We start from the raw sequence: 18,045 nt of genomic DNA, 5'->3' as shown, positions 1-18,045 counted from the left end.
GCGGGTCGTCTCCTCGCTCGTCAAGCCGTCGTGCCTCATCATTGACGAGGTGGGGAGATGCGTCTACGACAGGCCGTGCACCGACCTGTTCTTCGATGTCGTCGACAGGCGCTACGAGAAGGAGGGGCCGAACGCGATGGTCCTCACGAGCAACATCGCCCCGAGCGGGTGGGATGAGTTCTTCACGGGCGACGACACGCTCCTCTGCGCCCTCGACAGGCTGTTCGACAAGGCGTCGGTGTTCGTGATGCGGGGCCCGAGCTACCGCGGCAGGGAGCTTGACACCTACTCGGTGGAGGCCGTCCCCCAGGCGGTGAAGGTGAGGGGGATCCAGCCCGAGGGGATGTAGGAATGCGATAGGAAAGTCATAGATGCGGGCGTGTTGGCTAAAATGGGTCGGCCGGGATTGGTCAATCTCGGCCGACTATATTTGGCTAAATTATTCCGGCGCTAACACCAACAAACCGAGCAGTGCCCTCGAACCCCTTATGCTCATAAGCCTTCCAGAAACCATCAACGTCACCCTGCGGAGAGGACGACCTCTCCAGCATCGGATTACCGGGCAGCACCTCTTCAAGAGATATATCTGTTACGCCGGGCTCAAATACACCAGATGCGACAATACGCTCGGCTAGCTCACTATTAACCATAACAACAGAAAGTCCCTTATGATCATTAAAACCTTTGCGAACTCGATCGACGCCAAGAAAATCAGCAAGAGTGAAGTCGGACACCCTGTTGACGTCGGTATAGGCGCAGTTATAACAGCTGGAATTTAAAGCGTTATTGCTATAGAACACATCTCGCCAAGTATTAGATTCAATCGTGTCATAGAGAGCAGTGCCGTCGTCCAAGAGAGCCTTCTCGACATGGACTCCCCAACCTCTGTCCTTGGGGCGATGAAAATATTTGATGACCTTCTTTCCAGACTTTTCTTCCAAAAAGGAAATATAATCGCGGAACATGCGGTTACTAGGTGTGCCGTGGCAGATTAGATCACAAGTAACCAGCTTACCGGAATAGCTTTTTTTAGATAGATAACTCCTAAGGCCCGCAATTTGACACGGAGTACCGGTGTAGAGCACGTCAAGACCTTGTTTCAAGTCGTTATATGCCTCACCAAATGAAAAGCCAACGAAACCCTGTGAGTATTTAGAGCCTCGACAAGCTAGCGCGTCCTCCACAGAAGCACAACGCCTCTGAACGACCCGAAAATCCTCATCGAAGCAAGCGCCGTAAACGACGCCGCCATTATTTAGAACATGAGTAGCCAAGGTCCAAAACGCGGCACCCGAGGAACTTTTTGCGCGTTCGGCGTCATCAGCCTGATAAGCCAATACCCGACGAGGGCTCATCTTCAGATCGTTGCTCGTCAAACCATTAGCCGGACATACCCTCTGGCACAAACCGCACTCAACACATTTTGATTCGTCAATCTTCGGACGGTAAAACCCATGAGAGTCTTCTACTATCTGAATCGCCGATCGAGGACACACAGACAGACACGCAGAGCACCCGGTGCAGCGTTGGCTATCTTTGCAGATATCCATGGAATCCCTCCCAATCGTTAAGAATCATCTTGCCTGAGCCGCAAATAGCAAACACCGCCACACATGAAATGAAATACGGTATGTAGCACTGCGGATCGTATAAAGGGTTGCCTGAAAAGCAATAAAGTAGAAAGAAAATCTGCACACCCAAACAGGCCCACAAGCAAAAGGAGTCCCCATAAGGACCCTCCTCTAAATGAGACTCAGATTGATGCACAGCTGCAAAGATGGAGAGAAACGCAGGCAAAACAAAAGCCGCAAGGCCAATCACACCCGTCTCGGCAAGCAACTGTAGATATACGTTGTGAGCACTCATCGACGAATAGCCAAGATTGCTGTACATTGCACCAAGGGAGGTAGTGGCAACATACTTGGAATAAGTCCCCCAACCACAACCAAATAAGGGTTTTGCATAAAACATCCTCCAAGCGCAATCGTACAAATAGCTTCTACCGTTGCCAGTGTCATCCTCTGACAGTTCAATAAACCTCTCAAGAGTCGCCTGAACAGCAGGAACAAACGTAGCAAGAACGCCGACAGCTATTACAGCGATTGCAGCAACAACCAAGGTCTTGAGCATCGTCCCGGTAAGCTTCTTTCTGTTTACGAACAGATACGAGATGACGATAGCAGCAACGGATGCAACCAAAGGACCCCGCTTAGTAGTCAGGAAAAGCGCAAGCAAGAGCATCAGGCTCAGCATCAAATCTTTAATCCGAACCTTTTCCCTGCCACCAGCAAGACCACAAGCCCAAGAGACGAGACCCAAACTCAAATAAATCGAATTAGTGCTGTAGTGCGCCGTGAAGCCAGAGCGATAGTCCCTAGCCATATAGCTACCTGAAAAGAAGACAGATTTAACCGGCGGATAAAGTGCGGGGACTAGCCAGAAGACGATAGTGCAGAACGCATGAAATGCTGCAAAGGCGACAAGAACCCTAAGACATGAAGTGACCCAGGATCGCTCGCCTGTCGCAACATACATGCACAGAAATAAAAGCGTATAGACTAAGAGCAGGGTCAAATTAGCCACACCGTATATAAAACTATGAATAAAGAACAGCACAAAGAAAGGCACCCAAGCCAGCTCAAGGCCAAATCTCTTGCAAGCAAATCTTCTGTTAGTCACAAAATGTAGGAGAAGCGCCGCAGCAGATAGCAGGAGACAGACATCAAGTGCAAGCGCAGAAGCAGCGAGCGATTGGCAGAAAAAGGCATAAAAGAGCAGTGGGATGAATACCATCGAGCCATCGCTTAGGGAAAACCGTCGGTCTAACTCGGGGCTGGACTTTACACCAAGCTTAGACACGCAGAAATGATTCATGCTATTTAATCCTTATAAAACGACCAATTATCGAACAATAGCTAGGCTTATCAAAGAAATAGAGCGATGCACATGCAGCAACAGCACCCCAAACGACAAGGCAAATGGCAACCGCTATCCATCCAGTCCAACTGTCTGCGAAACAAGAAAGTAAATAACCGGGCAAGACAACAAGAGCGGTCTGCAAAACATAGATGCCAAACGACCGAAATGAGCTTGAGAGAGAGTCCTTCGAGATTTTAAGGGGCTCATAAAACAAAAGATCGATCACGCGGTAAAGATTGGACACGCAGGAAGCGGCAATTGTACCTACAACCCCAAAGCGAATCGTGAGAGGGATACCCAAGACAATGATGATTGCAGCTTGCAGGCAGGTCTGCGCCCTAGTTTCGCGGTACATACCAGCGGCGATTACAAGGAGACCCTGAGACGACTTACCATGATAGAGAAACACGTTTAGAACAACGAGAAAACCCAGGAGGGCATTGTGGTAATTTGCATCATGAAACTCACCCGCATACAGATCCACAAACGGCAAAATCAGTGAAAAAGCACATCCGCACGCCACAGCAGAGACTGCGTACACAAGTGCTCGATATGGCTTATACGAAGATCGAAGACCTACATAGTCTCCTTCTGCAATTTGCCGGCCAAAGAGCGCCTGAAGTCCTGTGCCGAGCACATTCGGAATCATCTGTAGGCCCGTAGATACGAGCATGTAAACAGCAAGAACGCTGACTTCGCTCATGCTTCCGCAGAGGAAGGTCGCCAAAATAACAGGCGCGCCCGACTGAACGGCTCTCAAGATCTGAAGAAACAGCGCGTCCCACCTTTGGGGTAGCCGATAGTCACCGTAATCAACCTTGCAGTTAAGCTTCGGATAATGACGGCGTGTGTACAGAGCAAGAATCAAGCTACGTGCAAAAACCGCAGTCAGAGCCAGCGCGTAGACAGCAACAACAGGAGCATGAAGATAGGCAAACAAGAAAATGACAGCCGTGTTAACCAGCGTAAAGACCGTCGATGCAAGCTGAATAAGCCAGTTCTTTTGGTCGGCTGTTAAGAAGACCTGGTACTTAGCAAGAGAAAAGAAGTCCACTACGATTTTCGCGCCCAACAGGAAGGTGAGCACCATGATCTCCCAAGGCGCAAGCGAGCCTACCGAGACAAACACCGGGTAAACAACCGAAAGGCCAACCAGCAAGACGAGAAACAACATACCCGACTTCTGATAAAAGACCTTTGAAGCCGAAGCCACAACGTTAATACCGTCCCAGTCGCCCTTGGCAATGGGCTTATATAGAGCGAAGGTTGCTGCACCAGAAATGCCCGCCTCAACAAGCGCGAAATAGCCAATGAACTGAGTTAGAGAGGTCACCAGACCGTTAACCTCGGATCCGTACACGCCGATAATCGCCCTTGGGACGAGAAAGCCGGCAACGATAGCGGTCAGCTGGTAGACCAAGTTCCAGAAAGTGTTCTTTGCAAACATAAGCTAGAAACGACACCTACAATCCAATGCAATGAGCGATAAAGGCGCGCGCCGCCTCTCGGTCATGCGAGAGGGTCTGGTTGGCATGACCAAAGTCGACAGTCGAAGTAACGACCTCATCGCGATACAGGCAGTCCTCTATTTCATAACGTGCGAGAAGGTCGGTAATCCTAACGTTACTCTGAACGGCGGAATCCGACGTTTTAACGATAAACGGCTTATTGAAATTCATGGAAAAGCAGGCACCGTGGAAGGAGTCTGTGCAAACAAATGTCGCCCCGCTCAAGAGCTTCAAGAAAGCAGCTGGGCCGATACCCCTCAAGTTGATCATGCCGGGGAATTTCTTAGTGTTGTAATGAATGCAAACGACAGGAACACCGAGTTCATCGGCAATCCCCTTAGCTCGATCCACGAGTTTTTGCTCAGAGTTAAGCGTATATAGCAGTACGTAGGATTGAGGCATCGCACCCAATTCGTCATCGGAGGCAAATTCGGACCAGTCGTCCCCTGTAAGAAGCAGGGTCGGATCAGGCATAAAAACAGATTTGAGTCCCATATCGCCAAGGACTTCCATAGAGCTCGGCTCCCTAACGGAAAGACCAGTGAAACCCATCAGCCTACTGGCCGCACCCCCATCACACGTCTCAATAGATTCCACTGTCGCATCTCCCAAGCTGGCAGCATAAGAGGCGACCTTTGTAACTTCAGCGATGCCTTCACCCAAAAAGACCGGATCATGGCCATTAACTCGAGGATTAAAAACCTGGTCGCTGCCAATGAAAACGCAGTCGAGACTCTTGGCCCTATCAATAAGAGCTTGTCTATCAAGCTTGTCCGTTAGGCTTAGATTGCACTTGGCAAAGTGAGCGAACGCTTTTAGTCTTTGGCGTTCAAAACCCCTACGAAGGATAAAACGAATAGCATCTGAAGGATTGAATGAAAAGCGCGTACCCAACTCTCGATCATCGAGTTCCTTATTGCTGTAATTGAGCACTTCGCAGTCACAACCCAACGACATCACGGTCTTGCGCAGCGCACATGCCTGTAGCGAGGCACCAAAGTTTACGGTATTCGAAAATGTGAGGATACCTATGCGTTTCAATATCTTTCCGCCTATCTAATCGAGAGCTTGTTAAACCAAATTAATGATGTAACCTTCAGTAGCGTTAACGGTTTTGATAACCTTGCACGGGTTACCTATGACTATCGAATGGTCGGGAATATCTTGGTTAACAAAGGTATTGGAAGCAATAAAGACATCGTTTCCAATGCTCACCTTACCTGCGACCGTCGAGTTAATTCCAAGATAAACACGGTCGCCAATCGTAGGGACGCCCTTTCTATGGCCACGGTTTTCTTGGCCGATGGTGCATCCCTTATGGATGTTCACGTTACGGCCCAACTTCGCGCCGGCGTTAACAGTAATGCTGTAAGGGTGACCAATGTAGAAGCCTTCACCAATTTGAGTTGATGGCGAAATCTCGAGTCCACACTTCCTGGAAAGATGTTTCCTCGGAAGCGTGAAGAGGAGTTTTCGCAATCCCCCTGCTTGACACATCCTTAGATAGAAAACATAGCGGTAGCCAAAATCACCTAATAGCCGACCGAGCTTTACACCTTCCGAACCGAAATAGTGAAAAGAATCTTTAGCGAATACGCCCACTCTAACTTTTCTCTCCTTTAGCAATCTTTTCGCGAACAAAGTCAAAGATTCTCTTAGTTCCTACAACCAAGCCGCCGTCACTAAGCTCCATGAGAATTCGACCCAAAATCTGCGAAAGCCTTCGCCCAATGAACGGGGAATACTTACGCACGACCTTCCTCTTGATGAGATATTTCGGCTCAACCCAGCTTCCCGAAGAGCGATGAATGCTGTAGGTTTCACGCTTGATGTGATAACCGCCGAAACCGTAAACGGGGTTGAACGCTTTGGAGTCCAAGGCAAGCCAGCCACTAAAATGCTGCTCTTTGTTCACGCGTTCAAAGCCAATTTTCTGAAGCTCAGCGGTAAACACTTCATTCACAGTGGTCTTATCAAGAAAATCAGGGTCGCTAGAGAACTTCATCGACTCATATCGTTCTACACATGCGCGAATTACAGGGTCATGAGGCTCAACAGCAACAATCAAACCAGTAGTGGCAGTTAACGATGATTCTTCGATTGCAGTGAAAGGAACGCTTTCCATGAGAGGCGATATGTCTCGTATGAGTTCGCTACCAACATCCATATAGATGCCGCCGTACTCATACAAGACCTTAAAGCGAGCGTAGTCCGACACAAATGCCCAGAGGCCCGCCGCATACGCATCCCTTGACCAAGAGCACGATGCGAAGTCGAAGTTATCCTCATTCCACTGCTTGACCTCAAACCCAAGCGCAAACTTCTCCCACGAAGCCAAGGACCTCACAGCAGTCTCAGAGAGCGGATTGCCTCCGAACCAGCAGTAATGAATAGTCTTATCCATCGTCACGCTCCTAAATGTGCAACTTGAAAATAAGAAACGGAGTCTGACGGGTCTCCAATAGCGCCCAAGAAAGCGAGTCTCACCGGCAAATATCTTCGTAAACCATGCCAAGCCGGTTCATAAACGCCGTAAGGGAAAAGGCATCTTTTATGCGAGCTCGTCCCTGAATTCCAATCATTTCCTTGAAAGAGGTATCGCTCATGAGATTCTCGAGCTTAGTGGCCAACGCATCAACATCATCAACTGGAAAAATAATTCCGTCTACGCCGTCGGTAATGACCTGTGGAATACCCCCGACAGGAGTCGCAATGGTAGCAAGTCCGTACGACATTGCCTCAAGCACACTCATAGGCATGCCCTCATTCTTTGAAGGAAGGCAGAACATGCTACTGTTGCGAAAGGCTTCATCTTTTTTCTCACCTTTAGCCCAGCCTATAAAGCTGCACCGGTCACCAATTCCAAGTTCATCCGCCAGTTGTTCATATGCTGGCACATCCCCATCTCCGCCAAAGACAAAACGCGCATCGGGATGAGTCTTAAGAACGTGCTTAGCGGCACGCAAAAGTAAATCCGGACTCTTGCGCGCATCAAGACGCCCCATAAACAAAACCGTATTGCACGAATAATCAATAGCGTTAACCTCAGGAACGTCAACGGCATTATGCACCACCACGATACGATCCAAAGAACAGATATGCCTTTTTAGAAGGAATTCCTTCCACTCCTCCGACAGAACGACCACTTTTGAGCAACATTCAAAGGAATGCGAGATATCGCGTCTCTCAGCCTCGCCACATTCTTCGTCAAACCAAACACCGAACTCGCTACCATGCAGATGGAGAAGAACAGGTTTGTTTCGAAAGAAGGCCGCCCTCATGAAGATCTTTTTTCGGCGATAGCTGCCACGAGAGGCCATATGCACATGTACGAGATCGCACGCGTTGAGCCTACTTATATATTTCATATAAGCCACGAGGGCAATGGAGAGCTTCTTGAACTTCCCGCCCTCAGCAGTTGTCGAAATGAATTCTATTGAACCTTCGTTACGATTCGACCACTTCATAATGTTGTTTTCAACCGTGGAGATGCCACCCATAGCATCAAGACTCGGGCCAATCATCAACACTTTAGGCATTATCAGCACCTAAAGATCTTTTAGAAGAAGTGCAAGACCAATCGCAGTACTTTTCTAAATCGGAAACAGTTGGCAAAACAAACAAATCGCCAAGCTCTCGGTCAAGTCTATCGGGTTGTTCCTCTTGTGCATAGAAGGGATCGTATCCGCCTCCGGTATAGAAAGTCATCTCGCCAAAGTAAGGTTTACCGCTAATGTTGTACCAGTCAACTCGCACGTGGGGGAAACCATCAGAGAGTTTCTCGGAAAGCTCAAGCATAAGTTCGTAGTTCTCGGGCTTTACAGTAGGCTTATGCTCAGATACCTCATGGTCGATATCGCCACGCTGCTCCCATTCAGTAGAAAAATACTGCATTTCATGATTGGTGAAACGATCGGCGTCCGTCTGAACAAGAGCTGCCTTACCGTCAAAACAATAGAATTTATAATCAGTCGGAGTCGCTCTTCCCGGTTCATCAAGAAATGCTTCCGCCACAATGCGAGGCGTGATACCGAGATAAGCCCACTCCCTGCCCTGCCAATACCAGTTTCTATGCAAGGCAACATTCAGACGTTTCTTGGCCTCAACGAAATCAAAATTCGACTTATCCGTGCAAACAAATGTGCTCTGCGAGTCGTGAGTACATTTAAGCACAAACTTCTCCGGCAATTTATCGAGATCGATCTCTTCAGCTGCATTGAAAACACCGAAAAGCGGCACAAGATACTCGGACCCAATACGTTGTTCGACGAAAGAGCGCACGCCATATTTATCTGCAAGCTGAGTCAAAACTGGATTATGGTAGTTAAGCTTGTACCACTGCAACTTCTCATTGAATGTCTTAGGACACTCGAAGTCAGGCTCGTAATGAAGTTTAGCTTTGAAGTAGAGACGCATATATGCCTCATCAGGAATGAAGCGCAAGTTGTTTTTAAGAGAAAGAGTGAACCTCTTTTTTAGCTTCACTATTTACCTCCAATAACGTCCGCAATTCGCTCACTCGCATGTCCGTCACCGTAAGGATTCGACGCATGGCTCATGGCCTCGTACTCGGCCTGATCGGAGAGCAGTCGGCTGAACTCGCAATAGATGACGTCCTCCTCGGTGCCGACGAGCTTCAGCGTGCCGGCGGCGACTCCCTCGGGGCGCTCGGTGGTGTCGCGCATGACGAGTACCGGCTTGCCCAGGCTCGGGGCCTCCTCCTGGATGCCGCCCGAGTCGGTGAGGATGAGGTGGCTCGCGGCCATGAAGTTGTGGAAGTCGAGCACCTCGAGCGGGTCGATGATGTGCAGGCGGTCGAAGCCGTCGAGCTCCTCGTGGGCGGCCTTGCGGACGAGCGGGTTCATGTGGATGGGGTAGATCGCCTTGGTGTCGGGATGCTCCTCCATCACGCGGCGGATGGCGCGGAACATGCGGTGCATGGGCTCGCCCAGGTTCTCGCGGCGGTGCGCCGTGATGAGGATGAGGCGGGAGCCCTCCGCCCACTCGAGCTCGGGGTGGGAGTAGCCCTCGCGCACGGTTGTGCGCAGGGCGTCGATGCCGGTGTTTCCGGTGACCCAGATCTTGGACTCGGGCTTGCCCTCGCCGAGCAGGTTCTCCTTGCTGGCCTCCGTCGGGGCGAAGTAGTACTCGCTGACGATGTCCACGGCCTGGCGGTTGAACTCCTCCGGCCAGGGGCTGTAGATGTCGTGCGTGCGCAGGCCGGCCTCGACGTGGCCCACCGGGATCTGCAGGTAGAAGCACGCGAGCGCAGCAGCGAAGCTGGTCGTGGTGTCGCCATGGACCAGGACAACGTCGGGCCTCTCGTCCTCGAGGACCGCCTTGAGCTTGAGCAGCACGTCGCACGTCACGTCGAACAGCGTCTGGCCCGGCTTCATAATGGCCAGGTCGTGGTCGGGAGCCACGTCGAAGACGCGCAGCACCTGGTCGAGCATCTCGCGGTGCTGGCCCGTCACGGTCACGACGGTCTCGAACTCATCCTTTCGCGACTTCAGCTCGTTGGCGAGCGGGCACATCTTGATGGCCTCCGGGCGGGTGCCGAAGACGAGCATTACCTTCTTCAAAACGGATTCCCCCTGAAGAGTCACATGGTCTTACAGCTTATAGACGTTCTCGCCGTCGCCGCAGACGTTACGCGGGTCGATCAGGACGCGGTCGCCGAAGATGCCGGGGTTATCCTTGACCTGGGAGTGACCGACCATCACGATCACCATCTCCAGACCGTCCAGGAACTCCTCCATGGAGTGGACCTGGCCGGGGACCTCGTCACGCTCGACCCACGGGTCGTAGACCTTGACGGAGCCGGCGCAGAGGTGCTCGGACATGGACTCGAGCATCTGCAGCGTCGGGGACTCGCGAATATCGTCTACGTTCTCCTTGTAGGTGAGTCCGTAGATGCCAACCTTCGAGGCATCGGTGATGCCGCGCTCCGCCATGACCTCGTGGGCCCGGTACATGACGTACTCGGGCATGGAGGCGTTGGTCTGAAGGGCGAGGCGGATGAAGTTGGCCGTCTCGGGGTAGTCGCCGACCAGGAACCACGGGTCGACCGGGATGCAGTGGCCGCCGACACCCGGGCCGGGGTTGAGGATGTTCACGCGCGGGTGCTTGTTGGCGATGCGGATGACCTCGGCGACGTCCATGCCGCCGATGCGGCAGATCTTGGCGAGCTCGTTAGAAAAGGCGATGTTCACCGCGCGGAAGGTGTTCTCGACGACCTTGGTCATCTCGGCGGTGCGGATGTCGGTGACGGAGATCTCTCCCTGGCAGAAGCTCGCGTAGACCTTCGCCACGGCCTCGCCCACCTCGGGATCGTCGGCACCGATGGTGCGGTTGTTGTGCAGCAGCTCGTAGACCATGTTGCCCGGGATGATGCGCTCGGGGGCGTGGACGAGCCTGACGTCCTCGCGGCCGGCCTCTGTGAGCAGCGGGCGCACAAAACGGTCGATGGTGTTGGGCGAGACGGTGGACTCGACTACGAGCACGGCGTCCTCGGGCGCGACCTCGAGGACGGTCTTGCAGGCCGCCACGACGTAGCAGGGGTCGATCTTCTTGTCTAGCTTGTCGTAGGGCGTGGGGACCGAGACGATGTAGGTGTCGCAGACCTGGTAGTCGGTGGAGAACTTGATTCCGGACTTCAGGGCGTCGGCGAACAGCTCGTCCAGGCCCTCCTCCTTGAAGGTAGTCTTGCCGGCGTTGAGCGTGGCGACGAGCTCCTCGTTGTAGTCCGTGCCCACGACCTCCACGCCGTGGGATGCCATCATGAGCGCGGTGGGCAGGCCGATGTAGCCGAGACCGATAACGTTAACCATTGCTATTCACCTTTCTTAGCGAACTTGTATTTATACGTGAGGGCGACGAATTTGAGGTTGCCGATGATGTAGCGTTTCCACAGTCTTCCGGGCTCCTGGATGAAGCGGTAGAACCACTCCAGGCCGTGCTCCTGCATCCACGTCGGAGCTCGGTCGGTTACGCCAGCAACAACATCGAAGCTGCCGCCGACGCCCATGACGAAGGGGATTCCGATCTGGTCGATGTACTTGTGGACCCAGTACTCTTTCTTGGGAGAGGAGAAAGCGACGAACATCATGTCGGCTCCCGAGGCGGCCATATCGGATACGATCTGGGGCTCGTCCGCCTCGTTGAAGTAGCCGTTACGGTAGCCGACGATCCGAATGCCCGGATACCTCTCCTCGAAAATCGCCTTGACCTTGGTCACCACCTCCTCCTTCGCTCCGAAGAGGTAGATGCGGTAGCCCTTCTCGGACGCCAGCCCGACAAGCCTCTGGAACAGGTCGATACCCGTGACGCGTTCCCCGAGAGGAACCCCCAGCTTCTTCGCCGCCCAGACTATCGAGGCGCCGTCGGCGTTGATCAGCGGACACTCGTTAACGATGGACGCGAGTTCGGGATCCGCCTCCATCAGGTTGACCTTGGACGCGTTGATGACGACATGCTGGGTCGGTACGCCACTCGCGATGATCTTCTCGATTTCATCCACCGTCTCGTCAAGCGAGATGGCGTTTACATACGTGTTCAGAATTGGATAACGATTGCCGGCTGACACTAGCACGCCCCGCTTCCCGTAATTACCTCGACGACTGTGAGTAGAACGATCTTGAGATCCGTGATGACGCCGCGCCTGGCGATGTACTCCAGGTCGCGCTGGACCATTCCGTCGAAACCCGTTGAATTTCGATCCGTCACCTGCCACCAGCCGGTGATGCCAGGCTTCACTGCCAGGCGCTGCAGGTCGTACTCGGTGTACTCCGCCACCTCGTTCGGTAGCGGCGGCCTTGGCCCCACGACGGACATCTGGCCCAGGAACACGTTCAGGAACTGCGGGAACTCGTCGATAGAGTGCTTGCGGATGAACTTGCCAATCTTGGTGACGCGGGGGTCGTCCCTCATCTTGAACATGGCGCCGGCGATCTCGTTCTGCTCTTTGAGCTCAGCGAGGCGCTCGTCGGCGTTTTTGTACATGCTGCGGAACTTCCACATGCGAAAGGTGGACAGGCTGCCGTCGCGATGGGTCTGGCCCACGCGGATCTGGCTGTAGAACGGGTTGCCCTCGCTCTCCAGGCGAATGGCCGCGGCCAGCACCAGGCTGGGCACGGCGATGACGGCCAGCACGCAGCCGCTGAACACGATGTCGAACGCGCGCTTGACGGTGCGGTAGGCCAGGCGCGTGCGGTCCCAGTCCTTCACGGCCTGCATGGCCTTGCAGCGCATGCTCGCATCGCTGCCGCTCATGGCCTGGGCAACAAGCGCGGCCCCTACCGGCGCGTTTTGCCCTGTCACTTCTTTGGTAGTCAAGTTCAAATCCACGTCCCTGTCCCCAGGGGTCCCCCAATCGATGAATTCAAATTGCAAATGAATTGCCAGTGCGACGTCCCCTTACGTCTTACTGGGCACGTCCAACGGAAGAAGCTCCCTAAAAGCGGAGTCGCCTTCACCCACGTCTACCAGGCACCAGCGCTTATGACGGTCGATCTTCTTTACACGGGCCTCTTGCCCCACCAAGGGCCCCTGCTCTATGTGCAGCACGCCGTCTTCTATGCGGGCTACGCTGTTGCGCACCACGCCGTCGTCGTCGAGCACGCTGCGGTACCAGTCCTGCGCATCGTCCGGCATGGGCGCATAGGCCCGCTCCCTGCTGCCGGCAATGCGGCAGCCAAAGCTCAACTGGGCCAAAGCCTTATCTAGCAGGGCGGCATCGCGCGTGGCGACGAAGAAGTATTCCTTGTACATGGGTTTGGTTTGGAGTGACCAGGCGCCGTCCCGCTTAAACCAGAACTCCTTTTGCATCACAAAAGCGTCCTGCATCAGCTCGTACGGGATAATGCGGCGGACCTTTTCGCAGGTCTCGCGCTCTTTACCATTGGGGGTGTGGACCAGATACCAGCGGACGCGGCCGTGCTGGCTGTTGGTAGTAGTGCCACTAAAGGCACCGGGCAGCTGCTCTTGGCGCCGCATTGTCTGTTCCATCTCTCGCCCCCTTAACTTGAATCCGCGACGCACGCGGATGCAGGGGCGTTAAGAACAGGCTTCTCGCTCGCAGCTAGGCGCAGTCGCAAAAGTACAGGTTTTTGTAGAGGCGTATGGAGATGCGCCTATTCGCGGCGCATTTTGTGCAATCTGGGAAAACGCGAGCAGTTTGCTCGTATAATGAGCTTCGTCGAAAGATACAAAAACCTGTACCTTTTTGCACAACAAAAAAGCCGCTCTAACCAGCGGCTTTTCTTCTATAGACAACAAAAAAGGCGACCGCCCTATAGGACGATCGCCTTTGTTAATTCTTGTATTGTTTGTGCTAGGCGCGAGTTTTGATCTCCTCGGTCACCTTGGCAACAAACTCGTCAACGCTCATCTGAACGGTCTCGTTAGAGCGATCGCGGACGGAGATGTTGCCGGCCTCGACCTCCTTCTCGCCCAGGATGAGCATGTAGGGCACGCGGTCGATGCTGCGGGCCTCGCGGATCTTGTAGCCGATCTTCTCGTCGCGGTCGTCGCAGACCACGCGAATGCCAGCTTCCTCCAGCTTGGCGCACACCTCGTGGGCGTAGTCGCGGCTCTTCTCAGAGACGGGAAGCGCCTTGACCTGCACGGGGGCAAGCCAAGTGGGGAACTTGCCCGCAAAGTGCTCAATCAGAATACCGATGAAGCGCTCGATGGAGCCAAAGCACACGCGATGCAGCATGATGGGGCGCTTCTTGGTGCCGTCGGCGTCCACGTACTCCAGATCAAAGTTGAGCGGCATCTGGAAATCGAGCTGGACAGTACCGCACTGCCAGGTACGGCCGAGCGAGTCCTCCAGGTGGAAGTCGATCTTAGGGCCGTAGAAGGCGCCGTCGCCCTCGTTGACCTCGTAGTCCATGTGCAGCTGCTCCAGAGCGGTGCGCAGGCCCTCCTCGGCGCGAGCCCAGTCCTCGTCCGAACCCATGGAGTCCTCGGGGCGGGTGGAAAGCTCAACGTGGTACTTAAAGCCAAACTTCTGGTACACGGAGTCGATGAGGTTGACCACGCCCACGATCTCGTCGGTCAGCTGGTCGGGACGCACAAACAGGTGGGCGTCGTCCTGGTTAAAGCAGCGCACGCGGAACAGACCGTGCAGGGCGCCGCGCAGCTCGTGGCGGTGCACCAGGCCAATCTCGCCGGCGCGAATGGGCAGCTCGCGATAGGAGTGCGGCTTGGAGGCGTACACCAGCACGCCGCCCGGGCAGTTCATGGGCTTAATGCAGTACTCTTCGTCGTCGATGACGGTGGAGTACATGTTGTCCTTGTAGTGGTCCCAGTGGCCCGAGGTCTTCCACAGCTGCTTGTTCATGATGAGCGGCGTGGAGATCTCCACGTAGCCGGCTTTGTGATGGATCTCACGCCAGTAGTCCAGTAGCGTGTTCTTAAGGATCATGCCGTTGGGCAGGAAGAACGGGAAGCCGGGGGCTTCGTCGCGCATCATAAAGAGGTCCATCTCGCGGCCGATCTTGCGGTGGTCGCGCTTCTTGGCCTCCTCCAGCATGTGCATGTGCTCGTCGAGCTCTTCCTTGGTGGCAAAGGCGACGCCGTTGATGCGGGTGAGCATCTTGTTGTCCTTGTCGCCCTTCCAGTAAGCGCCCGAGACGCCAGTGAGCTTAAAGGCCTTGAGGGCCTTGGTGTAGCAGATGTGGGGGCCGACACACATGTCGATGTAGTCGCCCTGCTGGTAGAAGGTGATGCGGGCGTCGTCGTCCAAGTCGCCGATGTGCTCGACCTTGTACTTCTCGCCACGCTCCTCCATAAGGGCGATGGCCTCGGCGCGGGGCTTCTCGTACACGGTGAACTTGAGATTCTCCTTGACGATCTTTTTCATCTCGGCCTCGATCGCGGGGAAGTCGTCCTCGCTGATCTTGACGCCCTCGGGCAGGTCGACGTCGTAGTAGAAGCCGTTGTCGGTCGCGGGGCCGTAGGCAAAGTCGGCCTGGGGGTACAGGCGCTTGATGGCCTGCGCCATGATGTGCGCGGCAGAGTGGCGGATGACGTGCGTGACCTCGTCCTGCGGGAGCTCGGCCACCGAACCGTCATTGTAGAGTGCCTTCATGGGTATGTTTTCTCCTCTCGGATGCCTGATGCAAGTGCGTGCGATGCGCTCGGCGTTTTTGACTTGCATCATTATAGGCAGGTTGCCTTGGTATACAAGCGCCCGCCGCACCTTAATGGCACGGCGGGCGATTTTCTACGCATGCTTCATCGTGTGGGGCGGGTTGCACGTGTGGCTTGCGCGGGACGCGCGGCGCCCGCGGCTTGCGGCCGGCCCGGCGATGGATGCGTTACTGGATGCGAGTTCGGCAGTAGGGACAGACCTTCCAGTGCGCATCGAGCGGGCGATGGCAGCTGGGGCACACGTTGCGAACCTGGGTATCGCACACCGGGCAGACAACGAAGTCCTTCTCGATGGGAGCGCCGCACTGCGGGCAGGTGCCGTACTGGGCAAGCTGGCGCTCGCGCAGGGCCATGTCCAGCTCCTGCTCCTCGCGGTCGGCCGCGTAGGAATGCGGGCGCAGGACCAGGTAGGCGATGAGGCCCACAAACGGGATGAGGGCGATGATGCCCCATGCCACGTAGGCGCTGGCGCCGCGGCGGCGAGCGTCGATGAACACATAGACGACCGACAGCACATACAGGGCGATAATAAAGCCAACGAAGGCATAGACGACGCCCATAAGCTGCGGCGACATGAGCTCGGAGATGTACTTGGACATTACGGGTACCTTTCGGAATATTTACAGTATGGTCAAGTTTACCACGGGGTTTGTTTATATGGGACTACGGCTGGGTACGGGGCTGGCGCGGACACAAACATCTCAATCTGTAACAGGTGGGAGCGGAATACGGGTCTAGATGTTACAGAACGAGACAAACGGAGGACCCGCATGGCAAATGTCTCAATCTGTAACATCTGGGACCCAAATCCTCGTCTAACTGTTACAGATCGAGACGAACGGTTGCCGTAGTAGCCGGCAGACGAGGTTGTCGACGTTGCCGGGTCTCCCCTCGTCTGCCGTTGGCGGGTGTTGCGGGGCTGTTCGCCGCATTGCCGCCGCACTGGGGGTGTGCGGACCGTAGGATAGTCTTATTGACGGCCTGTCAACTCGTCTGGGAGGCACTGTGACAGAAACGTTTGATATCGCGATTGTCGGCGCGGGCATCACCGGATGCGCCATCGCGCGGCAGCTCGCGCGGTTTGACCTGTCCATTTGCGTGGTCGAGGCGGCCAACGACATCGCGCTGGGCGCGTCGAAGGCCAACGGCGGCCTAGTGCATGCCGGTTACGATCCGGCGCCGGGAACCGTAAAGGCACAGGTCAATGCCCGTGGCTGTGAGCTGTATGGTACCTGGGCCCAAGAGCTGGGCTTTCTGTTCTGCCGAACCGGGTCGATGGTGCTGGGGTTTAACGACGAGGACCGCGCACACCTGGAGAAGCTGCGCCAGAATGGCCTGGCGAACGGCGTTCCCCAGCTGGCGATCATTGGCCCCGAGCGCATCCACGAGCTGGAACCGCGCGCAAGCGCCCAGGCCGCGTGCGCGCTATGGTGCCCTTCGACCGGTTACGTTGACCCGTTTGAGGTTGCCATCGCCGCGCTGGAGAACGCCGTGGACAACGGGGTGAGGTTCATGCGGTCCGCGCCGGTGGAAGCGATTGAAGTCGCGGGCTCGGGCGACGACGCGCGCTTTACGCTGGCGACGCCCGTCGGCGATGTGCGCTGCCGCTACCTGATCAATGCCGCGGGCAACGGCGCCGCGGACATCTCGCATATGGCGGGCGCCGAGGAGTTCCAGATGGTCTGGCGTCAGGGCAACATCGTGGTGCTGGACAAGGAGCCGCGCACGCTCATGCCGCTCTACCCCGTGCCGACGCCGGTGTCGAAAGGCGTTATCGTCACGGGCACCGTGCATGGCAACACCGTGATCACCGCCACGGCTGCCGTGCGCGAGCCGGGCGACACGCAGACCTATGCGAGCGATGTGAACGCGCTGCTGACCGGCGCGCGCAAACTGGTGCCCGATCTGGACACGCGCCACGTGGTGCGCGCATTTGCCGGCGGGCGCCCGGTCATTCAGGGAACGAACGACTTCTTTATTGGACAGTCGGCCGTGGTGCCAGGGCTGTTCCAGGCAGCGGGCATTCAGTCGCCGGGCGTGGCGAGCGCGCCGGCAATTGCCGAGCGCATGGAGCTTGTGATGCGCGAGACGGGCGTGGAGCTGCACGAGCGGGCGGACTGGAACCCAATTCGCCGCGCGCCGGACGACTTTGACCGCGCGCCGCTTACGCGCAAAGAAGAGCTCATCGAGTCCGACCCTGCATGGGGGCAGATCGTCTGCCGCTGCGAGACGGTGCCCGAGGCCGAGATTGTGGCCGCGATTCGGCGCCAGCCGGGCGCAGTTTCGGTCGAGGGCGTCAAGCGACGCTGCCGCGCCGGCATGGGTCGGTGCCAAAGCGGCTTTTGCCAGAGCCGCGTGGTTGCGATCCTGGCGCGCGAGCTGGGCTGCGACCCCAGCGAGGTGCTGCTGGAAGATGCCGGATCTTGGTTGGTTGAGGGACCGCTGAAGGGGGTGCGCTAGA

At 55.4% G+C, this 18,045-nt stretch carries 17 protein-coding genes; 2 read left to right on the top strand and 15 right to left on the bottom strand.

Features of this window, described 5'->3' with window-relative positions; translation table 11 throughout:
- A partial coding sequence (locus tag HMPREF9463_RS07230) for an ATP-binding protein (protein ID WP_198019954.1) occupies positions 1-349 on the top strand: 349 nt, incomplete at its 5' end.
- Between the two features lie 85 nt (positions 350-434).
- On the opposite strand, the gene HMPREF9463_RS07225 is transcribed toward HMPREF9463_RS07230, so the two are convergent.
- The 15 genes from HMPREF9463_RS07225 to HMPREF9463_RS07155 form a co-directional block, all read right to left on the bottom strand.
- The gene (locus tag HMPREF9463_RS07225) at positions 435-1,550 is read right to left on the bottom strand and encodes a Coenzyme F420 hydrogenase/dehydrogenase, beta subunit C-terminal domain (protein ID WP_084591830.1); all 1,116 of its coding nucleotides are present in this window, start codon (positions 1,548-1,550) and stop codon (positions 435-437) included.
- Positions 1,531-2,874 carry an O-antigen ligase family protein gene (locus tag HMPREF9463_RS07220; RefSeq protein ID WP_035138083.1) on the bottom strand — a complete coding sequence of 448 codons (1,344 nt, stop codon included), beginning with the start codon at positions 2,872-2,874 and terminating at the stop codon, positions 1,531-1,533. The genes HMPREF9463_RS07225 and HMPREF9463_RS07220 overlap by 20 nt, the downstream gene beginning before the upstream one ends.
- Before the next feature lies 1 nt (position 2,875).
- Entirely contained in the window at positions 2,876-4,366 is a 1,491-nt protein-coding gene (locus HMPREF9463_RS07215; protein ID WP_052044147.1) for a lipopolysaccharide biosynthesis protein, read from the bottom strand.
- A 16-nt stretch (positions 4,367-4,382) separates the two neighbouring features.
- Positions 4,383-5,468, bottom strand: coding sequence for a polysaccharide pyruvyl transferase family protein (locus HMPREF9463_RS07210; protein WP_148334203.1), 1,086 nt, complete (start codon positions 5,466-5,468; stop codon positions 4,383-4,385).
- Between the two features lie 30 nt (positions 5,469-5,498).
- The gene (locus HMPREF9463_RS07205) at positions 5,499-6,029 is read right to left on the bottom strand and encodes a serine acetyltransferase (RefSeq protein ID WP_198019953.1); all 531 of its coding nucleotides are present in this window, start codon (positions 6,027-6,029) and stop codon (positions 5,499-5,501) included.
- A gap of 1 nt (position 6,030) precedes the next feature.
- Positions 6,031-6,831: a glycosyltransferase family 32 protein gene (locus HMPREF9463_RS07200; RefSeq protein WP_052044146.1), complete on the bottom strand. Its 801-nt coding sequence runs from the start codon at positions 6,829-6,831 to the stop codon at positions 6,031-6,033.
- Positions 6,832-6,910: 79 nt separating this feature from the next.
- Entirely contained in the window at positions 6,911-7,966 is a 1,056-nt protein-coding gene (locus HMPREF9463_RS07195) for a glycosyltransferase family 4 protein (RefSeq protein ID WP_148334202.1), read from the bottom strand.
- Complete coding sequence (locus tag HMPREF9463_RS07190) at positions 7,959-8,912, bottom strand: ATP-grasp fold amidoligase family protein (RefSeq protein ID WP_052044145.1); 954 nt, start codon at positions 8,910-8,912, stop codon at positions 7,959-7,961. Before HMPREF9463_RS07190 ends, HMPREF9463_RS07195 begins: the two co-directional genes overlap by 8 nt.
- On the bottom strand, positions 8,912-10,009 hold the full coding sequence (wecB, locus tag HMPREF9463_RS07185) for a non-hydrolyzing UDP-N-acetylglucosamine 2-epimerase (RefSeq protein ID WP_084591829.1): 1,098 nt from the start codon (positions 10,007-10,009) through the stop codon (positions 8,912-8,914). The genes HMPREF9463_RS07190 and wecB overlap by 1 nt, the downstream gene beginning before the upstream one ends.
- 30 nt (positions 10,010-10,039) lie before the next feature.
- Positions 10,040-11,257, bottom strand: coding sequence for a nucleotide sugar dehydrogenase (locus HMPREF9463_RS07180; protein ID WP_035138077.1), 1,218 nt, complete (start codon positions 11,255-11,257; stop codon positions 10,040-10,042).
- A gap of 2 nt (positions 11,258-11,259) precedes the next feature.
- Positions 11,260-12,012, bottom strand: coding sequence for a WecB/TagA/CpsF family glycosyltransferase (locus tag HMPREF9463_RS07175; RefSeq protein WP_052044144.1), 753 nt, complete (start codon positions 12,010-12,012; stop codon positions 11,260-11,262).
- Positions 12,012-12,761 (bottom strand): sugar transferase, encoded by a 750-nt coding sequence (locus tag HMPREF9463_RS07170; RefSeq protein ID WP_232219772.1) that lies wholly within the window; start codon positions 12,759-12,761, stop codon positions 12,012-12,014. Before HMPREF9463_RS07170 ends, HMPREF9463_RS07175 begins: the two co-directional genes overlap by 1 nt.
- Positions 12,762-12,842: 81 nt before the next feature.
- Positions 12,843-13,433: a hypothetical protein gene (locus HMPREF9463_RS10490; protein ID WP_052044143.1), complete on the bottom strand. Its 591-nt coding sequence runs from the start codon at positions 13,431-13,433 to the stop codon at positions 12,843-12,845.
- 325 nt (positions 13,434-13,758) lie between these two features.
- Positions 13,759-15,522, bottom strand: a complete 1,764-nt coding sequence (gene thrS / locus HMPREF9463_RS07160; RefSeq protein ID WP_035138071.1) for a threonine--tRNA ligase — start codon at positions 15,520-15,522, stop codon at positions 13,759-13,761.
- A gap of 229 nt (positions 15,523-15,751) precedes the next feature.
- A complete protein-coding gene (locus tag HMPREF9463_RS07155) occupies positions 15,752-16,183 on the bottom strand; it encodes a double zinc ribbon domain-containing protein (RefSeq protein WP_035138069.1) in 432 nt (143 codons plus the stop codon).
- Positions 16,184-16,589: 406 nt separating this feature from the next.
- On the opposite strand from HMPREF9463_RS07155, the gene HMPREF9463_RS07150 reads away from it, so the two are divergent.
- On the top strand, positions 16,590-18,044 hold the full coding sequence (locus HMPREF9463_RS07150; protein WP_035138068.1) for an NAD(P)/FAD-dependent oxidoreductase: 1,455 nt from the start codon (positions 16,590-16,592) through the stop codon (positions 18,042-18,044).
- Position 18,045: the final 1 nt, after the last annotated feature.

This window comes from Collinsella sp. 4_8_47FAA, from assembly GCF_000763055.1.
In the GTDB taxonomy this organism is placed as follows: Bacteria; Actinomycetota; Coriobacteriia; order Coriobacteriales; family Coriobacteriaceae; genus Collinsella.
Note: the sequence above shows the minus strand (reverse complement) of the source record. Positions and strands in the feature narration are given on the sequence as shown.

Excerpts from the sequence above, each read along its gene's own strand:
- HMPREF9463_RS07225 (WP_084591830.1), bottom strand. The coding sequence starts at position 1,550 with ATGGATATCTGCAAAGATAGCCAACGCTGCACCGGGTGCTCTGCGTGT.
- HMPREF9463_RS07220 (WP_035138083.1), bottom strand. The coding sequence starts at position 2,874 with ATGAATCATTTCTGCGTGTCTAAGCTTGGTGTAAAGTCCAGCCCCGAG.
- HMPREF9463_RS07215 (WP_052044147.1), bottom strand. The coding sequence starts at position 4,366 with ATGTTTGCAAAGAACACTTTCTGGAACTTGGTCTACCAGCTGACCGCT.
- HMPREF9463_RS07200 (WP_052044146.1), bottom strand. The coding sequence starts at position 6,831 with ATGGATAAGACTATTCATTACTGCTGGTTCGGAGGCAATCCGCTCTCT.
- HMPREF9463_RS07195 (WP_148334202.1), bottom strand. The coding sequence starts at position 7,966 with ATGCCTAAAGTGTTGATGATTGGCCCGAGTCTTGATGCTATGGGTGGC.
- HMPREF9463_RS07180 (WP_035138077.1), bottom strand. The coding sequence starts at position 11,257 with ATGGTTAACGTTATCGGTCTCGGCTACATCGGCCTGCCCACCGCGCTC.
- HMPREF9463_RS10490 (WP_052044143.1), bottom strand. The coding sequence starts at position 13,433 with ATGGAACAGACAATGCGGCGCCAAGAGCAGCTGCCCGGTGCCTTTAGT.
- thrS (WP_035138071.1), bottom strand. The coding sequence starts at position 15,522 with ATGAAGGCACTCTACAATGACGGTTCGGTGGCCGAGCTCCCGCAGGAC.
- HMPREF9463_RS07155 (WP_035138069.1), bottom strand. The coding sequence starts at position 16,183 with ATGTCCAAGTACATCTCCGAGCTCATGTCGCCGCAGCTTATGGGCGTC.